This window comes from Weissella fangxianensis (genome assembly GCF_024718545.1).
Classification (GTDB): domain Bacteria; phylum Bacillota; class Bacilli; order Lactobacillales; family Lactobacillaceae; genus Weissella; species Weissella fangxianensis.
Genome location: NZ_JAMXDB010000034.1, coordinates 1 through 17,407, shown reverse-complemented (window position 1 = coordinate 17,407; position 17,407 = coordinate 1). Strand labels below are relative to the sequence as shown.

The 17,407-nt window shown below is 38.2% G+C and carries 17 protein-coding genes and 5 pseudogenes; 4 read left to right on the top strand and 18 right to left on the bottom strand.

Annotation, left to right across the window (positions count from 1 at the left end):
• Positions 1 to 348 precede the first annotated feature (348 nt).
• The 3 genes and pseudogenes from mobV to NGR58_RS08175 all read right to left on the bottom strand — a co-directional run bounded on the left by mobV (position 349) and on the right by NGR58_RS08175 (position 2,721).
• Positions 349 to 1,585 (bottom strand): annotated as a pseudogene (gene mobV / locus NGR58_RS08190) (MobV family relaxase).
• Between the two features lie 327 nt (positions 1,586 to 1,912).
• The gene (locus tag NGR58_RS08180; protein WP_258089058.1) at positions 1,913 to 2,260 is read right to left on the bottom strand and encodes a plasmid replication initiation protein; all 348 of its coding nucleotides are present in this window, start codon (positions 2,258 to 2,260) and stop codon (positions 1,913 to 1,915) included.
• Between the two features lie 5 nt (positions 2,261 to 2,265).
• Entirely contained in the window at positions 2,266 to 2,721 is a 456-nt protein-coding gene (locus NGR58_RS08175; RefSeq protein ID WP_407077154.1) for a tyrosine-type recombinase/integrase, read from the bottom strand.
• 87 nt (positions 2,722 to 2,808) lie between these two features.
• On the opposite strand from NGR58_RS08175, the gene NGR58_RS08170 reads away from it, so the two are divergent.
• From NGR58_RS08170 to NGR58_RS08155, 4 genes and pseudogenes are all read left to right on the top strand, one after another.
• Complete coding sequence (locus NGR58_RS08170) at positions 2,809 to 4,143, top strand: FAD-dependent oxidoreductase (RefSeq protein ID WP_258089057.1); 1,335 nt, start codon at positions 2,809 to 2,811, stop codon at positions 4,141 to 4,143.
• A 309-nt stretch (positions 4,144 to 4,452) separates the two neighbouring features.
• Positions 4,453 to 5,145, top strand: a complete 693-nt coding sequence (locus tag NGR58_RS08165; RefSeq protein ID WP_074428101.1) for a Crp/Fnr family transcriptional regulator — start codon at positions 4,453 to 4,455, stop codon at positions 5,143 to 5,145.
• Between the two features lie 97 nt (positions 5,146 to 5,242).
• Positions 5,243 to 5,398 (top strand): annotated as a pseudogene (locus tag NGR58_RS08160) (transposase); the annotation flags it as partial.
• Positions 5,399 to 5,801: 403 nt separating this feature from the next.
• On the top strand, positions 5,802 to 6,287 hold the full coding sequence (locus NGR58_RS08155; RefSeq protein ID WP_004903726.1) for a VIT1/CCC1 transporter family protein: 486 nt from the start codon (positions 5,802 to 5,804) through the stop codon (positions 6,285 to 6,287).
• A gap of 810 nt (positions 6,288 to 7,097) precedes the next feature.
• Here NGR58_RS08155 and NGR58_RS08150 read toward each other — a convergent pair.
• The 15 genes and pseudogenes from NGR58_RS08150 to NGR58_RS08080 all read right to left on the bottom strand — a co-directional run bounded on the left by NGR58_RS08150 (position 7,098) and on the right by NGR58_RS08080 (position 17,404).
• A complete protein-coding gene (locus tag NGR58_RS08150; protein WP_075270652.1) occupies positions 7,098 to 7,685 on the bottom strand; it encodes a site-specific integrase in 588 nt (195 codons plus the stop codon).
• Positions 7,686 to 7,862: 177 nt separating this feature from the next.
• Positions 7,863 to 8,618 carry an ABC transporter permease gene (locus tag NGR58_RS08145; RefSeq protein ID WP_010276774.1) on the bottom strand — a complete coding sequence of 252 codons (756 nt, stop codon included), beginning with the start codon at positions 8,616 to 8,618 and terminating at the stop codon, positions 7,863 to 7,865.
• Positions 8,615 to 9,265: an ABC transporter ATP-binding protein gene (locus tag NGR58_RS08140; protein WP_042493553.1), complete on the bottom strand. Its 651-nt coding sequence runs from the start codon at positions 9,263 to 9,265 to the stop codon at positions 8,615 to 8,617. Before NGR58_RS08140 ends, NGR58_RS08145 begins: the two co-directional genes overlap by 4 nt.
• A 488-nt stretch (positions 9,266 to 9,753) precedes the next feature.
• Positions 9,754 to 10,170, bottom strand: a complete 417-nt coding sequence (arsC, locus tag NGR58_RS08135; protein ID WP_258089056.1) for an arsenate reductase (thioredoxin) — start codon at positions 10,168 to 10,170, stop codon at positions 9,754 to 9,756.
• A 115-nt stretch (positions 10,171 to 10,285) separates the two neighbouring features.
• A complete protein-coding gene (locus tag NGR58_RS08130) occupies positions 10,286 to 10,429 on the bottom strand; it encodes a hypothetical protein (RefSeq protein ID WP_006845387.1) in 144 nt (47 codons plus the stop codon).
• Positions 10,430 to 10,677: 248 nt separating this feature from the next.
• A complete protein-coding gene (locus tag NGR58_RS08125; protein ID WP_258089055.1) occupies positions 10,678 to 12,540 on the bottom strand; it encodes a heavy metal translocating P-type ATPase in 1,863 nt (620 codons plus the stop codon).
• 197 nt (positions 12,541 to 12,737) lie between these two features.
• A complete protein-coding gene (locus NGR58_RS08120; protein WP_258089054.1) occupies positions 12,738 to 12,971 on the bottom strand; it encodes a heavy-metal-associated domain-containing protein in 234 nt (77 codons plus the stop codon).
• Positions 12,972 to 13,117: 146 nt separating this feature from the next.
• A pseudogene (locus tag NGR58_RS08115) lies at positions 13,118 to 13,460 on the bottom strand (prolipoprotein diacylglyceryl transferase family protein); the annotation flags it as partial.
• A 113-nt stretch (positions 13,461 to 13,573) separates the two neighbouring features.
• The gene (locus tag NGR58_RS08110) at positions 13,574 to 14,281 is read right to left on the bottom strand and encodes a Crp/Fnr family transcriptional regulator (RefSeq protein WP_258089053.1); all 708 of its coding nucleotides are present in this window, start codon (positions 14,279 to 14,281) and stop codon (positions 13,574 to 13,576) included.
• Between the two features lie 183 nt (positions 14,282 to 14,464).
• Complete coding sequence (locus NGR58_RS08105; protein WP_019041559.1) at positions 14,465 to 15,037, bottom strand: Dps family protein; 573 nt, start codon at positions 15,035 to 15,037, stop codon at positions 14,465 to 14,467.
• Positions 15,038 to 15,480: 443 nt separating this feature from the next.
• Positions 15,481 to 15,828: a restriction endonuclease gene (locus NGR58_RS08100; RefSeq protein WP_258089052.1), complete on the bottom strand. Its 348-nt coding sequence runs from the start codon at positions 15,826 to 15,828 to the stop codon at positions 15,481 to 15,483.
• A gap of 80 nt (positions 15,829 to 15,908) precedes the next feature.
• Positions 15,909 to 16,289: pseudogene (locus tag NGR58_RS08095) on the bottom strand (type I restriction endonuclease subunit R); the annotation flags it as partial.
• Between the two features lie 32 nt (positions 16,290 to 16,321).
• Positions 16,322 to 16,888 carry a helix-turn-helix domain-containing protein gene (locus tag NGR58_RS08090; RefSeq protein WP_258089051.1) on the bottom strand — a complete coding sequence of 189 codons (567 nt, stop codon included), beginning with the start codon at positions 16,886 to 16,888 and terminating at the stop codon, positions 16,322 to 16,324.
• Positions 16,881 to 17,282: pseudogene (locus NGR58_RS08085) on the bottom strand (RepB protein); the annotation flags it as partial. The gene NGR58_RS08090 and the pseudogene NGR58_RS08085, both read right to left, overlap by 8 nt.
• Positions 17,283 to 17,311: 29 nt before the next feature.
• On the bottom strand, positions 17,312 to 17,404 hold the full coding sequence (locus NGR58_RS08080) for an IS3 family transposase (RefSeq protein ID WP_407077153.1): 93 nt from the start codon (positions 17,402 to 17,404) through the stop codon (positions 17,312 to 17,314).
• Positions 17,405 to 17,407: the final 3 nt, after the last annotated feature.

Here is a 17,407-nt window from a genome sequence, read left to right as displayed (position 1 = left end):
TCCGTATTTTATAAGGCGGAATACCTTGTAGATACATTGTGACAGCTTCAATTTGTACTTCTTTTGAAAACATAGTAAAACCCCGTAAGTTTTGGAAATTACTCCAACTTACGGGGTTCAGTTCACTTCGCCTTTTTACTGATTCAATTAAAAAACAAAACAAAAAGAACACGGTGCACATAAATTTGTACAGGGTGTTATTTTTTGAATTATTTTAAATGATAGATTCCTAGTTATATAACATAATTGCCACTTATTACGCCAATAGAGAGGTTTTAATCTGTTTAATGACTAGTTATACGTTTCGTGTATAAAAACGCTTAAACGGGTAAATAAGCCGTTTTAACGTTATATACTCGGCCCCTTAAAAACAGTACGCGTTAATTCGATAATCTGATTGATTAATGCTTTAACTTGTTCAATGCCCCAATCTAACCTAGTCAGCGCTATTTTGGTGTCTGGATCTTCTCTAGCTGTCGTAAGTGTTTTTAACCACGACTGAGCTGTTTTCTTATTTTTTATAAGTTCTTCATGATCAAGCCTATAAAGCACATAGTGTGCTTTAACCTCACTCGTTTTCATACTGTTCACACCATAATCGTTTTTAAGTATGTCTCGCATGGCATAATCCAGCTGTTGCTGGTCTCGCTGCCGCTTCTGAAGCGCTTGATGCGTTTCTTTCAGGTTTTGATAGTCTGCTTGGACATCTGCTAGCTGCGCTTTGACTTGTCCTAAGGTTTGCTTGAGTTCTTCTGTCTCATTCTGGCTTTGGAAGGTGGCTTTCTTCATCGTGGCTAACACACTTTTAAAGCGATCTAAGTCATCTGGTTTAAGCACCGTCTTACCAAAGAGGTTTTTAGATAAGGCTTGTTTAAAGGCATCAATTTGTTTTTCAGCTAAGTCTACTTCCGTTAATGCTTGATCCGTGATTTTAAGTACGGCCTGTTTAGCCCTAATATTTTCTTCAACGTCAGCTAGTTCTTTTTTTAAGGCGTTAAACTGATCGTTGTATTTTTTGATTTCAGCGACATTCTCAAACGGTAAGGTTTTGTTATTTAGAATACCGTGTTCATAAAAAGGCAGCACCTTTTTTAAATGCTGATCTAAATCATCATGAAAGGTTTGTAGATCATGACGCGTTAGCACTTCTTTAGCGGATACTTTATAACGTGATTTTTTATCATCAAAAATAACGGGGACAAAGGCATAGTGCAAGTGTGGTGTTGTCTCATCATAATGCACGACAGCGGCCACGGCATTTTCTTGACCATAACGGTCATTAAGAAAATTGGTGGCTGCTTCAAAAAAGGGCGCTCTGTTGCTCGTAGGGCGCTTCTGCAAGTTCTTCAGGTAAAGTAACAATCCAAGTCGCTAACGCCTTCACATCGTCTCTTTTCATGCAATAAACGTCATTTAAACGCTCGTTGAAGCGTGAAAGCATATCAGAACCATCTGTCATGAGATCTTGATTCAGATAGCTTTTCGACACATCAATTTCTTTGTTAGTGTGATGGTCAGTTTTACGTTCAAAATGAACGGCAAGACCGGGAACTGAACCACGGGTATTTTTCTTTAAATGCGCCATCAAAAATGCCTCCTCAAAAAAAGCTTTTCCAAGACCAGTATAACACCGTTAAAAATCTGGTATAGCCTGTTATACCAAAATAATATTTTGGACAGGCTCTGCGAGGCGGGTCATCGACAAGCGATGACCGTAGCGTTTCCCCTGCCTGGTGGGGAAACTGCTATTTTACAGCGCCTATTATCCGGCTCGTAAAACCTCCGGCGGGTCACGCCGTGACGGGGCAATTTATCATTGCAGGATCACCTTCAGTGAGAGCATGTCATGCAGAACGCTACCCGCGCGGGGCAAGCTGATGTCAGCTTAACCACATAATAAAATAGCTTGACTTCAATTAAAAGGTTTTTCATTAATGGTTTCAGCTTCTAAAATAATTTTACCTGAATTTCCGTTTGATACTAGAAATTCGCTTGCATTAGCTACAATTTCTTGATTTTGTTTTTCAATTTGAGCATTTGAAAAATTAGCAGTGGAAAAATCTAGCTGTGCAGTCTCTTTATAGTATCTATTAGTATCTAAGTTATTATATTCTTCTTGATTAACTGCAGAATTTGCAGTTCTGCTCATATCAAGGGTTTCAGACGTTTTATTAGAAAAATCACTCTTTATATATACATCTGTTGCTGTAACTTCTAAATCAGCAAGGTAAAGTCTGCGTTTAATTACAGATGTATTCAATTAGTCTAACCAAAATCAATTTGATCTAACATGGTTTCCCGACTTGCTTGGTCTAAGCCAAGGTAAGTTAACGTCATAGCTTCACTAGAATGGTTCAATAAATGCATGACTAAGCCAATGTTGTAATTCGATTGTGTGTATACGCGATAAGCGCCTGTTTTACGCATGGTGTGCGTGCCTAAATAGTTGATGCCTAGTAGATCACCAACATGTGCCATAACTTTATAAAACTGTTTCTCGGTGATATGGTAATCATGATGGACTGTCGAGGGGAATAACCAATCCGAATTGATGTTTTCTTGGACCAGCCAATCATGATATTGCAGCAAGTCTTGTTGGACAGGCTTTAGATACAATGTATTCGCCTTAGCTGTCTTTTTATCATGAATAAAGGTTATACTTGTTACAATAATCTTGTACAAAAAATAACATCCAAATTGGGAATTAGATTCAAAAATTATTTCTAAATAATTTTAATTACTTAATTATTTTAGATCCTGATTTGTGATTCGATCACATAATTAAATTATTGAATAGCAAGGTGAATAATGAAACATTTTAGTAATATTATTATTGGATTTGGAAAAGCGGGTAAAACACTTGCAGGAACACTTGCAAAGCACGGTGAAGAAGTATTAATTATTGAAAAAGATCCCAACATGTATGGCGGAACTTGTATCAATGTTGCTTGTTTACCGACTAAAAACATGATTATTAATGCCCACCGGGGTATAGAATATGAAGTCGCTTTAAAAAAGAAAAATGCCCTAACAGCAATGCTACGTAATAAAAATTACCATAAGGTGGCTGATTTACAAGAAGCCACTGTTTTAACAGCTACTGCTGAATTTTTGGATGACCATACGGTACGAGTATCTGATAACTCAGGGCAGGAAACTTTAATTGCAGATCGTATTTTTATTAATACAGGAGCAACAACAATTTGGCCTAATATTGATGGATTGCTTGCTAGTAAACATGTTTATTCGTCCACAGACTTACTTGTAAAAGATAAACAATTAAAGGAATTAGTTATTCTTGGTAGTGGACCGATTGGCTTGGAATTTGCATCAATGTATGCACAATTTGGTAGCCATGTGACCATCATTGATAAATCATCTAAAATTTTAGGACACTTTGAGCCTGAAATTGCCGAACAAGCTAAAAATGATTTAGAGGAGGATGGTGTATCCTTTTTGTTAGAAAGCAACTTAACTGGTGTAAATGATACACTAAATGGTGTTACATTAACTATAAGCACACCAAAAGGGATTAAAAATATACAGGCCGATGGGTTATTAGTTGCTACGGGACGTAAAGCTAATGTGACCGATTTGCACCTAGAAAGAACTAGTATTAAAACAGGTAGTCACGGTGAAATTTTAGTCAATGATATACTAGAAACAGATGCTAAAGATGTCTATGCTTTAGGTGATGTTACCGGCGGGCCACAATTCACGTATATTTCGTTAGATGATTGGCGTATTATGGCTAATCATCTATATGGCGATAAGACACGAAGTCGTTTAAATCGACCAGTATTTGCGAATACTATTTTTCTAAATCCGGCTATTAGTAGTGTCGGAAAAACAGAGGCACAGCTGAATGAGGCAGGCATTGATTATAAAGTACTGAAGATGCCAGCAGCTAGTGTTCCTAAGACACAAGTAATTGGTAATCCAAGAGGTAACTATAAAGCATTGATAGATCCACAGACACATCAAATTTTGGGTACAACTATTTATGCTGAGGAATCATTTGAGACGATTAATATTATTAGTCTAGCGATGCAAAATCATCTTTCAGCTGAGACTTTGCGCGATCAAATATACACGCATCCAACAATGACGGAAGCATTAAATGATTTGTTTGATCAAATTTAATAAATCATTTATAACAAATTAAAACAAAAATACTCAAGGTCTTATCTAAATGCCTAACTTTTTTATGGCACTTCAGTATACCCTAGTGGTTTTTTGTTTTGGTACATGATACATTGCACCAATGGGTCACGCCGTGACATGGCAATTTATCATTGTATGATCACCTTCAGTGAGAGCATGTCATGCAGAACGCTATCCTCTGGGGCAAGCTGGTGTGAGATTAACCACATAAAATACAACGAAAAAAGATGATCTTATACTTAAAAAATGGACAATTTATAGATAACGATTAATTAGGAGGAAAACGGTATGGCAAACCATAATCATCATAGTCATGTAGATTGTATACGTTTAGTGCCGATTTTCAATCATCTCAATGATGAACAAATGCATCTAATTGCTCAATCAGCGCATGAAGTACAATACGTAAAGAATGAGCTATTATTTAGGTTTGGTGATAAAGATGACACATTATATATCATAAACAATGGACGTGTACGTATTTATAGCCTAAGTGAGTCTGGTCGTGAGCAAACTATACGCATCCTACATCCTGGTGATTTTATGGGGGAAGTTGCTATTTTACAGACTGAAAGTTATCATTCGAATTATGCTGAAGCAATATCGGAAACAAGTATTTGTAGGATTCATAAAAAGAATTTAGATCAATATTTAGATCGCTATCCAGAAATCATGCGACGAATATTATCGGATATTACAAAACGGCTACAGTTATCAGAAAAACAGACTGTGCAAGTCAGTACTGAACCTGTTGAAGCTCGAATTATTGATTTTCTATCAGAAAATGTTGAAGATGAAAAAAACCATACTTATGTGACTTTACCCATGTCAAAAAAAGATTTGGCTACTTACCTGGGGACAACTCCAGAAACAATAAGCCGTAAGTTCTCATCATTGGAAGAGAGAGGTCTAATTAAACGGCATACCCAAAAATGTGTTGAGATATTTGATTTAGATGCATTATTATTTGTATCAAGTTAAGTCGATTTATACTTAAAAATAAGGATATCGTTTTAAATGATGAACATGGCGGTACACAGTTCATCGTCACTAACCTAAGTCTTCCACAAAAAGACATCGTCCGTGTTTACCGCAAGCGCGCATGTGGATCTCAGTAATTGCATCAAACTTGATGCGGTTGATGAAGAGTATTGCGTTGGACGACCAGCAACAGTCGTGGACAATCAATACCTTTCGAGACCGTTTGTTAAAAATCGGTGGACGTGTGTACTAAGCACGCCCGCAAGGTGATTTTGACGTTAGATAGCCGCATCCAAGAACAATTCGATGGTCTGTTCTGGCGAGCTTGGGAACGACTAAATGCTTTGTGGCAATAAAACAACGAAGTAGATTTTCAAAAAAATAGCAAAATCTGGCTGGCTTTAGTGTTCCTATTTTTCTCAAAAAACGCTCAATCGAAAAAATACCCTGAAACTGTGCCAAGGTACTGGCAGTTTCAAGGTGTTTTATCGTATTTTACTGATTTAGCTGTGGTTAAAAATTTAGTGCATGAATAATCCGGGTTTTATTTGTTTCGTTTTTGAAACATTTTTAATCCGATGTGAAATTACCGATAATTGGTCACTTTTTTCTTATATATTGGTTTTATCACCACTGAGAGAAACTGGAGAAAATAAATGAAAAAACACGTTTCAGCCATCGTCTACGGTGGCTTAGATGGCATTATCACGACGTTCGCAGTCGTTGCTGGATCGGTCGGTGGTAACGTTTCAAACATCGTTATCATCATTTTGGGATTCTCAAACTTATTAGCCGATGGCTTTTCAATGGGGGCCGGTGCCTACCTGTCAGCAACATCGGATAACAATCAATCAAAAAGTAAAGCATTGGCAGCTGGTATCGCGACATTCATTTCGTTTAACGTCTTCGGTTTAATTCCACTAGGTGCCTACTTAATTACAAATGCGCTCATTCACGACAAAGCCATCGCCTTTCCAATCGCCTTTGTCATCGTCGGTGTCTCTTTGGCGTTGCTAGGCTGGGTGAAGGCCAACCTGTCAGAGCAGAAAGTAAGAACAGAAATTCTACGCACACTTTCTGTCGGGTACGTCGCTGCAATTGTTGCTTATGGCGTTGGTATCTTACTGAATTATTATTTGTAGACAAAAAAACACCTTGAATATTCAAGACGTTTTTCTTTTTAGATATTTAGTTATATGGTAATCAGCTATAGATTATTTAAGTCAAACAATCCTCGAAGCTTAGCTTCTTCTTTAGCTGCGTTCATTAAATCAGCAGAGTATAGCGCATCAGGGTGCTTGCCTGTTGATTCGTTAGAAATAATCCGGGTAAAATTTTAAATCATATTTTTAGAACACCTTTAATTGAGTCGACCTGTAATAGCTAACCATGTATACAAAGAAACGATATGTTATATTACGTCATCGAAAATGGTGTCTTTAGGGAGTTACTTTTAGTGGTTACCAACATGCCTGCTGACAAAAAACACTTTTTTGTAAAGAAAACCCCAAACAGGTGAGTAAATCTGTTCGGGGATATCTAGAAAGACGCTCTATGGTCGAGAAAAGTGAGATGGTGTAGAACTTAATACCCGGATTATTCATCAAGACAAACAAAAACCCGCTGAAACAGCAAGTTAATACCGTTTCAGCGGGTTTTGCGCTTTCACCCGTTAGGTGAAAACCATAGGAGCTCTTTGTTATGATATTTTGTTAGTGAAAAACAAACCAAATACTCAAAAATTGGAGCGTCTAAAATTATGACTCAAAAAGTATTACCTAGCAACACTTTAGTTGCAGTTTCAGACAATGGGGCACCAATTACCTCGGATGGTGGCAACGTGTAATGATGTTGTCTAATTGTGCCTTAGTAATCCTAGTCATTAAAAATACCTCCATAGTGGCGTCAAAATGAACAAATACGTGCTAATTTAGGGAGATTAGTTGGCGTTATTACCCAAAATCAATTTGATCTAACATTGTTTCGCGACTTGCTTGATCTAACCCCAGATAAGTAAGCGTGATAGCCTCACTCGAATGATTCAGTAAGTGCATGACTAAACCAATATTGTAGTTTGACTGTGTATAGACGCGGTAAGCGCCTGTTTTACGCATGGTGTGTGTGCCTAGATAGTTGATACCTAATAGATCACCAACACGTGACATGACCTTATAAAACTGCTTCTCAGTGATATGCCGGTCTGGATGGGCCGTTGAAGGAAATAACCAGTCCGAATTGATATTCTGTTGGACTAGCCAATCATGATATTGCAACAAGTCTTGTTGCACGGGCTTTAAATATAGTGTATTTGCTTTACCGGTCTTTTTATCATGAATAAAGGCCGTGTGTTTAACAGAGCCATCTGGATTATAGACATCGGATTTCTTTAACGTCATCACATCACTCACCCGCAGCAGGGTGGCTTTGCCAACTTGAAAGATGGTGTAGTTACGGCGACCTGCCCGAAAACTATCTAGTAAGGTGTCTTGCACCATTTTTAAGACGTTAGAGTCTTTGATTGGGAGTACGATTTGTTGCATATCTATTTAACCTCAATAATAGAACAGTCCTTGCCTATAATTGGTTCACTTTTGTCAATGAATGACCAATTATTTTTATCGTAGTGGTAGATTGTAAAATTAATCCGAACGCTGTTCGGACAAAAAAGATCAGTTTCCATCATAAAGGACTCCCCGCGGGACTGCAATCAGGAGTCATTACTTCAACTGTTTTTGTTCATTATAGAAATTACGGTAAGCTAAATAGCACGCAATGATTGACCCCAAACTAGTCGCTGATAAGAGCATGAACGTGACCATAATTTGATACCTAATGGCCCGTACTGGATCGACCCCTGCAAAGATCAAACCGGACATCATCCCTGGCAGACTGACTAGACCCACAGTCTTTGCCGAATCAATGGTTGGTGACATCCCCGTACGAATCGCCTCACGCACGATGGCAATCGAAGCATCAAGTAGACCAGCCCCTAACGCCAACCGTTCAAGCACACCTTGCCGCTGGTCATGAAACTGACTATTGAGGCTGCGATAAGCCAGCCCAATTGCGACCATTGAATTCGACGCAATCATACCAGAAATGGGAATCATTTGCGATGGCACAAACTTAATCGCACCAGATAGTACGAGGACGCCGAGTGTTACCCCCGTACTAACAAAAATGGCTAATAACGAAATGGCTAATGCATGGTCAATCCCCGGCCCCCGTTTTTTCGCATTCCAAGCCGCATTGAAGATAATGAAGCCTATCATCGCCAGCGTTAGCCACAAATTGTTGACTCGGAAAATATACTTTAGCAAGTAACCCACGATAAATAGTTGTACAACAGCCCGCACGACACCAATGACGATGTCCCTATCTAAGCCAAGTTTCTGCCACAAACTAATTCCTAACGCGACGAGCACTAACATTGCCGCCAAAAATAGCGACGTATTATTAACTGCTAAATTCATGCGTGTACCTCCAATCTGCCAGCAACCACTTTCGCTAACTGATCTGCCGCAGCAATCTCTGTTGCATCATGAGTAATCATGATCGTTGTCACGTGATCCTGCTCATTTAACTGTCGTAACCAGGCGTGCACGATTTGCTTATTATTTTCATCCAAACCAGCTGTCACCTCATCTAATAACAACACTTTTGGTAAGAATAAGATGTTGCGAATCAGCGCGACCCGCTGCCGTTCACCACCGGAAAGCTCGATAATCGGCTGATGCAGGGTTCGTTCGGACAGCCCAACATTATTTAACGCCGTTACCACTCGTTGCGTATCCATGACTTGCTTACGAATTTGGTACGGGAAAGCTAAGTTATCTGCCACCGTCTCACCAAATAACGTCGGTTGTTGGAAACAATATGAGACTTGCCGCCGATACATGATTGGGTCATAACTTTCAATCGGCTGCCCATCAAAAAGCAAGGTCCCACTTGTTTTAGAAATCATGGCCGCAATGATCCGTAATAACGTACTTTTCCCACCACCGGATGGTCCCGTTAATGTAATATGAGCCCCAGCTGGAATCTGCCAATCAACATCATGTAAAATATGTTGATCAGCGATTTGATAATTAATTTTTTCTAAACTAATCAATGAATTCATATGCCCACCCCCGATCGCACAATGATCGGCGCCGACAACAGCCGGATGAAAAAGTGCTCAGAAGTCAATAAATTGGACTTATCTGTTTGATGTATTAATACACGAACCTGTGTAGCCATTGGCAAAGCCATATGAATCATACCTGAGTCAAAGTGTTCCGTATAACTACGGAGGAGTTCTAATTGAACTTTTAATTTATCATTATTTTCCTTGATCGATCGTTTTTGTCTAGACATACGTTTTCTCCTATCTAGGGAGTATTATATCATTTTATAAAAAAACAACCCCCGTTATCTAACTATTAGATAATGGGGGCTGTTTTAATAGTCTTTTCGAGGGGTTATTACGTAATTATAGCCCCTGAATGGAAGGGCATTTTAGTGAGTGACTAGTCACATATCTAGCTCATAACCAAAGCCCTGATATTTTCCTTAGAAGTCAATAAATTAATTGGACTGTTTTACTGCGGCACTATATGGCGTTTTTTATTAATGAACGGAGTTATTCAAACTTGTAACTAATTTTTTAATTTCGTCACGAACCTTACGGAATTCTTGTAGTTGTTCTTCTAAAGTTCCTGTGGCTTGCGCTGGGTCAGATAAAGGCCAGTGTAAACTCTTGGTTTGAGGGGGAAGCATAGGACATTTATCCTTGGCATCACCACATAAAGTAATAACTAAATCTGAAGTGTTCAAATAATTTAGATCAATTAACTTAGAGTAGTGGCTACTAATATCTACTCCATCTTCAGCCATAACTTTAACAGCATTTAGATTTAACCCATGAGTTTCAATCCCTGCACTCTCGATTTGAAACTCATTTGCCGGCAATATTTTTTTTGCATATCCTTCAGCCATTTGACTGCGACAAGAATTTCCTGTACATAAAAAATAAATTTTTTTCATTCTAAACCACCTATAATTTTAATTTGTATAATACCATAAACTTAAATGCAATGCTTCCATCAACATAGGTGTATAAGTATCAAGGTCTTCTATGTAAAAATGGGCGCTGTACGTTCTAATTATCTTTCTTCAAAGCAAGATAATCAGTTGGTTCAAAACTAAAATATTGTTCTAGATTGCCATGATACTTCTCTAATTTTGCTTCCTTATTAATATCGTAAACACGATATAGCCAATATGATGAATTATGTAATTTCATGTGTTAAAACTTAATAGGAATTTAAATTTTATTATTAGATTTTTTAATCATTCACACGAAAATTAATTTTATAAAGAGCATACTCTATACTCTTATTTTTCTTCAAGAACTCAAAAAAGTGGAAACTCCCAGAATTTTAAATCTGGGAGTTTCCACTTTTGTCATTTCAAGGATGGACTATTGTCCCAGCCTCTTCTAGTTTATTCTTAAGATATTTTTACTGTCTCTGCAGGTGCTGATACTTCTTTTTATTCTTTTCGACCTTTCAACTTATACTTCATTAATCTCATGGCATTGAAAATTACCACCAGGATACTACCTTCATGAACCAACATTCCGATAGACATATTCATCCATTCGCTGAAGAAGACGCTGGTCAACAAGACCAACACTACTCCAATTGCAATCGCGATATTTTGTTTCATATTATTTGCGGTAGCTTTTACTATTCCTAATGCGTGAGGCAAGTTGCTGAAGTTCGAGTTCATTAAAACGACATCGGATGTTTCGATCGCTACGTCCGTTCCGCTTCCCATTGCGATGCCAATGTCTGCTAAAGCTAAGGACGGACTATCGTTAACGCCATCTCCAACAAAGGCTACAATTTGACCACGTTGTTGGAGTTTTCCGATATAAGCCGATTTGTCTTCCGGCAACATGTGGCCGTGAGCTTCGGTCAAACCAAGTTCGCCTGCGACCACATCAACGGTTCCTTGGTTATCTCCTGAAAGAACGACTAGATTTTTTACGCCCAGGTCTTTTAATTCCTGCAAATTAGCTTTCACACCCGGACGGACTTGGTCGCGAATGCCCATCAGTACTTTTAATTCACCATCGACCGCTGTCAAAACGAGAGAGTTCCCTTGTTGTTCAAACCGTTTGACATCTTTTTGCACTTTTTTGCTGAGAGTGACATTTTCTTTTTCCATCAAGGCCACATTCCCGACAGCCACTCTATGTCCAGCTACACTTGAAACGATTCCGCCGCCTTTCACGACTTCAGTTTCTTCAACAGGATAAAAGTTTGTTTCTCCAATTTGATTTAAGACCGCTTTTGCTAATGGATGATCTGATTCCCGTTCCACACTGGCCAGATAGCCAAGCGTTTCAGCAGAATCTTTTTCATACAGTTCAGTCGCTGCAACGGTTGGGTTTCCGACAGTTAAAGTACCTGTCTTATCAAATACAATTGTATCCACATTGCTGAAGTCTTGAATGACTTCACTCCCTTTTAAAAGAACACCGTTACGAGCACCATTCCCAATACCGGCAACGTTTGAGACAGGCACTCCGATAACTAATGCGCCTGGGCAACCTAGAACCAAGATGGTGATTGCTAACTCAATATTTTGACTGAACGCCCATACAAAAATTGCCAGGACCAAGACAGCTGGTGTGTAGTATTTAGAAAAGCGATCAATGAACCGTTCCGCTTCGGATTTAGAATCTTGTGCTTCTTCCACGAGTTCAACAATTTTTCCAAATGTGGTGTCCTCACCAACTCGGTCAGCTCTGATTTGAATCGTTCCGTTTTCTAAAATGGTTCCTGCAAAAACTTCTGCATCAGCTAGCTTGTTGACCGGAACAGCTTCACCTGTAATGCTAGCTTCATTGATATGCCCTTCACCCGTAAGAACTGTACCATCTACTGGAACTTTCGCACCCGTTTTAACGAGCAAGATATCCCCTTCATCTACATCATCCACTTCTACTTCTTCAAATTCGCCATTATCCATTTGTTTCAAGGCGCTTTCGGGTGCCATTTCAGTCAATTCTTTGATAGCAGATCGCGTTTGGTTCAATGTTCGTTGTTCCAAGTAGTGTCCGAATAAGAATAAGAACGTGACAATAGCCGATTCTTCATAATTTTGAATAAGAAGCGCACCAATCGCTGCAATACTAACTAAGACATCAATACTGATGACTTTGACTTTCATTGCTTGAAACGCTTGAATGGCAATTGGCATAATCCCAAAGACAGAGGCGATGATCAAAGACCACTCTGAAAGTCCTACGTTTTCTAAAACAAAGTGACTGAAGAAACCGAGTGCGATTAACAATCCACTGATGACGGTGATAACATTTTTTTTGCTTAATATATATTGTTGCATGCTTTTTCCCTCCAAATTTAATTTCTCTTTTATTGATAAACAAAGTATAAGATAATTGCCTAAGTAATTAATTGACGGATATCAAGTTTAGAAAGTTCTCTTTTATCATTTCTAAGCACCTCGAATCGGATTGCAACAAAAAAAGCAATCCTGGAAAAATAGCTTTCCTTCCAGAATTGCCTAGTTCATTTAATCTGTTAAGCGGCCTTGACTTTTGCTTTAAGGACCGGATAGCCTACGTTTTCGATAGCTTTTTGAATCTCTTCAATCGAAGTGACAGCTGAATCAAAATTGGTTTTGACTTTGCTGGAGTTGAATAATACTTTAATGCTGTCTTTATCAACACCGCTAACTGATTTTACGGCACCTTCAATTTTTTGCATACAACTTGGACAAGACAAAGTTTCTAATTGCAATATAGCTTTTCCCATAATTCCTATCTCCTTTATGTGTTTTTACTTTATCGGCAGCAAATTAATGAACACTGCCTTTTCCTCTTTACAACTATAATATAGCTCACTTTTAGCAAACGAAAATTGACGCATATCAAGTTTGGCACTTCTTTTTATCTTTTTGCTCAATTCACCATCTTAATAGTTTTTTTCTGCCCCTTATTGCCATCAGAATAATAAGAAATTGGTGGATAATCTTGTCTGCGTATAAACCATACTACAATCGCGCCAATAAACAGGGCCAGAGACAAGGCTTGCGAAACGCGGATCCACTCGCCAATCCATAAACTGTTCGTTCGCATACCTTCAATGAAGAACCGACCCACTGAGTACCACAAAACGTAACTCAAAGCGACTTCTTCTTGACGCAAAAGCTATTTTTCGGTTCCGTATAGTGACGATGAGGTCAAAGCCCAACAAACTCCACAATGACTCGTATAAGAAAGTCGGATGGTAGTAGGTACCATTTGCTCCATTTCTTCAATTTTTCGCGTCATTCTAGTCATGGTGATGCTGAACAAGATTCCGGCTAAGCCCCCCCTGGTCACTCGCTTCGTAATACGCCACTTTTCCGTGTCCGATTATTCGCTGTAAAGCAATAAATCATCTAAATCCTGAATCTTGATCCTTTTTCCAGACAGCTGTTGAATCAATCCCTCGTTCTCCAATTCTCCAAATTTGCGACTGATGGTCTCAGGTGTCGTTCCTAAATAGGAAGCAATGTCCTTTTTTGCCATCGGCAGGGTGATGGTGGGAGAGTTGCCCATTCCAGGTTCCACATTTTCTGCTAAAAACAAAACTAAACGGGTAATGACACTCTCCACGGCTACTTGTGCGGTTTGACGTGCGGACCTTTCTAACCGCTGCGACATCTCTCCTAGCAGCTTTAACGAAATTGCAGGATACTCTTTTAGAAACTCTTGTACATCATGTTGTTGAATCGTGCAGACAGACGTATCTCGAGTAGCTTCTGCGTATTCCTCGTGCACAACATCAGGATTGAACAACGCCCATTCTCTCGTAAAGTTACCCGGATTCAAAATACGCACTAGTTGCTCTTTGCCAGAATCAGACAAGCGATAGATGCGGACTTTTCCGTGATTCACAATATACAAGGCATCGTCTTTTTCTTGCGAGCGAAACAGAAACTCCCCTTTTTGATAGTGCTTCGTTTGAGCTTTTCCAGCAATGCGATCCATCGAGCCTTCCTCCAAATGATTGAATATCGGGACTAAGCGGATACAAGCTGAGTGGTCTCCTTCTGCATGTGGTTGGGTGTATTGAGTCAATTCGTTCTCCCCCTTTATCAGTTTATTGTCCTTTTTTTAACTTTCCTATATTTAGTATAAAGGCCCCCTACCTCAAAAAAATTGACTCTCATCAAGAAAAGTCTTTTTAACGGCAAAAAATAAGAGCTGGAAAGAGTCCCAACCCCAAAATCTTTAATTTTTAAATGTATGTTTACGAAAAACCTAATCTTCATCCTCATCAAACGCATCGTCGTCTTCCAATGCCTCTTTGCCAATGAATGCTTGCAGCATCCAAATGTTTTTATCTAAGTCATTTTTAAAAGCAATCAGTGTATCTTCTAAAGCATCGTCACCCTCATCCTGTACTAAACGAATAGCACGAATCGTTAATTCACGGGTACTTCTGAAATCTTCGATAATATTTTCAACCATGTCTTCTGCTTTAGCGTATTTATTGATGGCATCTTCTGAAAGCATGGAATATTTTTCAAATTCAGCGGTGGTTGAAGCCGGTTTATGACCGGAAGTAATCAAGCGTTCTGCTAGTTTGTCGAACCATTCTTCGTTTTGATTATACAATTCTTCAAATTTTTCATGCAGGGTGAAGAAATTAGCACCATTTACATACCAGTGATATTGGTGCAATTTCACATGTAAAGTATGCATGTTCCCTAAAAGATGATCCGAAATGGCCGCTGCATTAATTTTTGTATGATGGACATGTTCCTTGTGTTCTTGTTCTTCTTGCAATCTTTCTTGGGGTGTTCTTTCTTGAGAAGCTTTATTTTCAGTCATGATCTATTCCTCCTATAATTTTGGCTTGTTTAAAATAGTTTCCTTTGATTCCTCCTTTTCCTTTACTGAATTTAGTATAGGATAGATTTCCGTTAAAAAAATTGACGCTCATCAAGAAAAGTATTTCTTAATAGACGCCAGGCTTCTCTATTAAATTCAACTGAAATAATCAAAGGAATGAGGTCGTTACCTCCAAACAAAAATTTCATTAAAGTAGGGCCTAAAAAAAGAATAGCAACTATACTTTGTCAAGAGACCTGACTGCTATTTTTTTGCTTGTTATTCTTCAATTACCAAATGTCTTGCCTTGCAGTATATTTAATACTCTTTCTCACTAGTGTTGCATGCAACACTAGTGAGAAAGAGTATTAATAAGATTAACCTAGACGAATAACTTTACTTTATTTATGTCATACCATAAATAAAAATTGAAAAGAATTTTTTTATTTATTTTTAGTATTTTGATATTGATTGAGAGTTTTACTTATTATGGTTTTTAAGTCATCAATAGCTTTTATATGTAGACGTTTAGCGGATATTAAAGCATCTTGAGTGTAGGATGAAGTAGTTATAAAGACACCACTATTACTATTTCCTGCACTTCTTTCCTGAAGTGCTCCACTAAAACTTTGGATGGTTCTAGAACCTACAGAATTTGATTTAGCGTATCTTTTAACCTGGATGTATATATTTTGTAGCCCTAATGCATCTTGTTGGATAAATCCATCAATTCCACCGTCTCTAGTTGCTTGCGTAGTTATTGCCTGACCATCAGTTCCACAATACCCCATCACTTATTAATTATAGACCCTAAACAAACATCTTTTGTAAAAAACCTTTTTTCTGTTCTTTCAACAAATCTAACTTACGTTGCTAAATCCGTAAACGTAATTTGGTTAACGACTTCATAACGTGAATGTCCACCAGCCACTTCATCACCATAGAATATTTCAAGTTCTAGCTGCGTCCCATCATCACGATTCAACGGTACGGTCCCAACACCACCCGCACCCGCCAACATGAGTTGCGCATCATACGGCGTTTTATTCTTCGTTAGTTCCAACTTCACTTGTTCAAACTCATTATCAGATAACGGCGTATCTTCTAGTCGTTTACGATTGTTGGCATTCAGAATATCTCGCCAGTGATCATATAACCGATCAACTGTTACACCAGAATAATCTGTGAGATAGTCCCAGCCTTCACTCTTTAGCTTGTCAATTACAGCTTGTTCAAATTTATCTTCCGCCATTTAACTAGTCTTCTTTTCTTTTTTAGTTGTAACTATTTACCAAAACGCCACCACTTTTTCGGTTTAGGTTGTGACTCCGGGGTACTATTTTCAGGTTCCGGTTGTTTGTCTGACGTCACTTCTTTTTCACCATCATCATGCGGTGCCATCGTTAAGGCTTTCAAGTCCTTAATTTCTGCCTTGTATTCTTCGAGCAGTTGTTTGTCCTGTAAGGCCAATCGTTGTTGCTGGTCTAGTAAGTTTTGCATTTGAGCTATTTGCGAATCTTTATTTTCTAGTTGCTTATCCTTAACTGCTAATTGTTTATCTCTATTTTTCTTAACTTCATCAAGTTCACTAATTAAATAGTTGTGGATATCCCACTTTGTCTCTTTGTCTGTTTGTTTGTCATTTGCCTGTTTATTTGTCTTGGTTTTGTTTGTCTGTTTGTCGACCTTAGACCTTATAAAATGCTGTTCTTCTAAAGATAAAACAACTATACCTTTGTCGTTTGTTTGCCTTGTTTTGTTTGTCAGCGACTTTATATGATATTGTATTGCCTGTTTTGAAACACCTAACTCCTCAGCAAGTTCTCGAATTGTTTTTAAATTTTCACTCATAATCTATATCCTGCCTTTTAACGATTGGTAGATACTGTTCAATCGATTTTTTAAGATACTTAGCAATATTCTTTTTCGAATAGTCATCTTGTTTATCTCTGATATATGCTAAGTGTTCTTTCACGCCCTTTAAACCACGTAACTCTTTTAATTCGTCATAGAGTGGATAAACATTTTTCTGTAGCCCTGACAAAATAGCCGTATCCGTCAAATCAATATATGACAATAAGAAATGTTCCATCAGCAATTTTGTATATGGACTTTTCATAGCTTCATACACGAGGTCTTTTTCACTTTCTTCTTGCCTTATCTTATCGTCAATATAAGCTGGATCATCTAACTTGTAACTAATATCATCTGCCACTGTTTTTTTAGTAATATGAAAGACAATACTGAACTGAACCCCAAAAATTGGAGAGAAGTTTAAGCAACTAGCTGGTCGGAAAGATTTCGGTATTGAACCGGAGTTTTTCCGGCCAGTTTTGTTTTAATCCATTTATTATTGTAGTAATAGATATA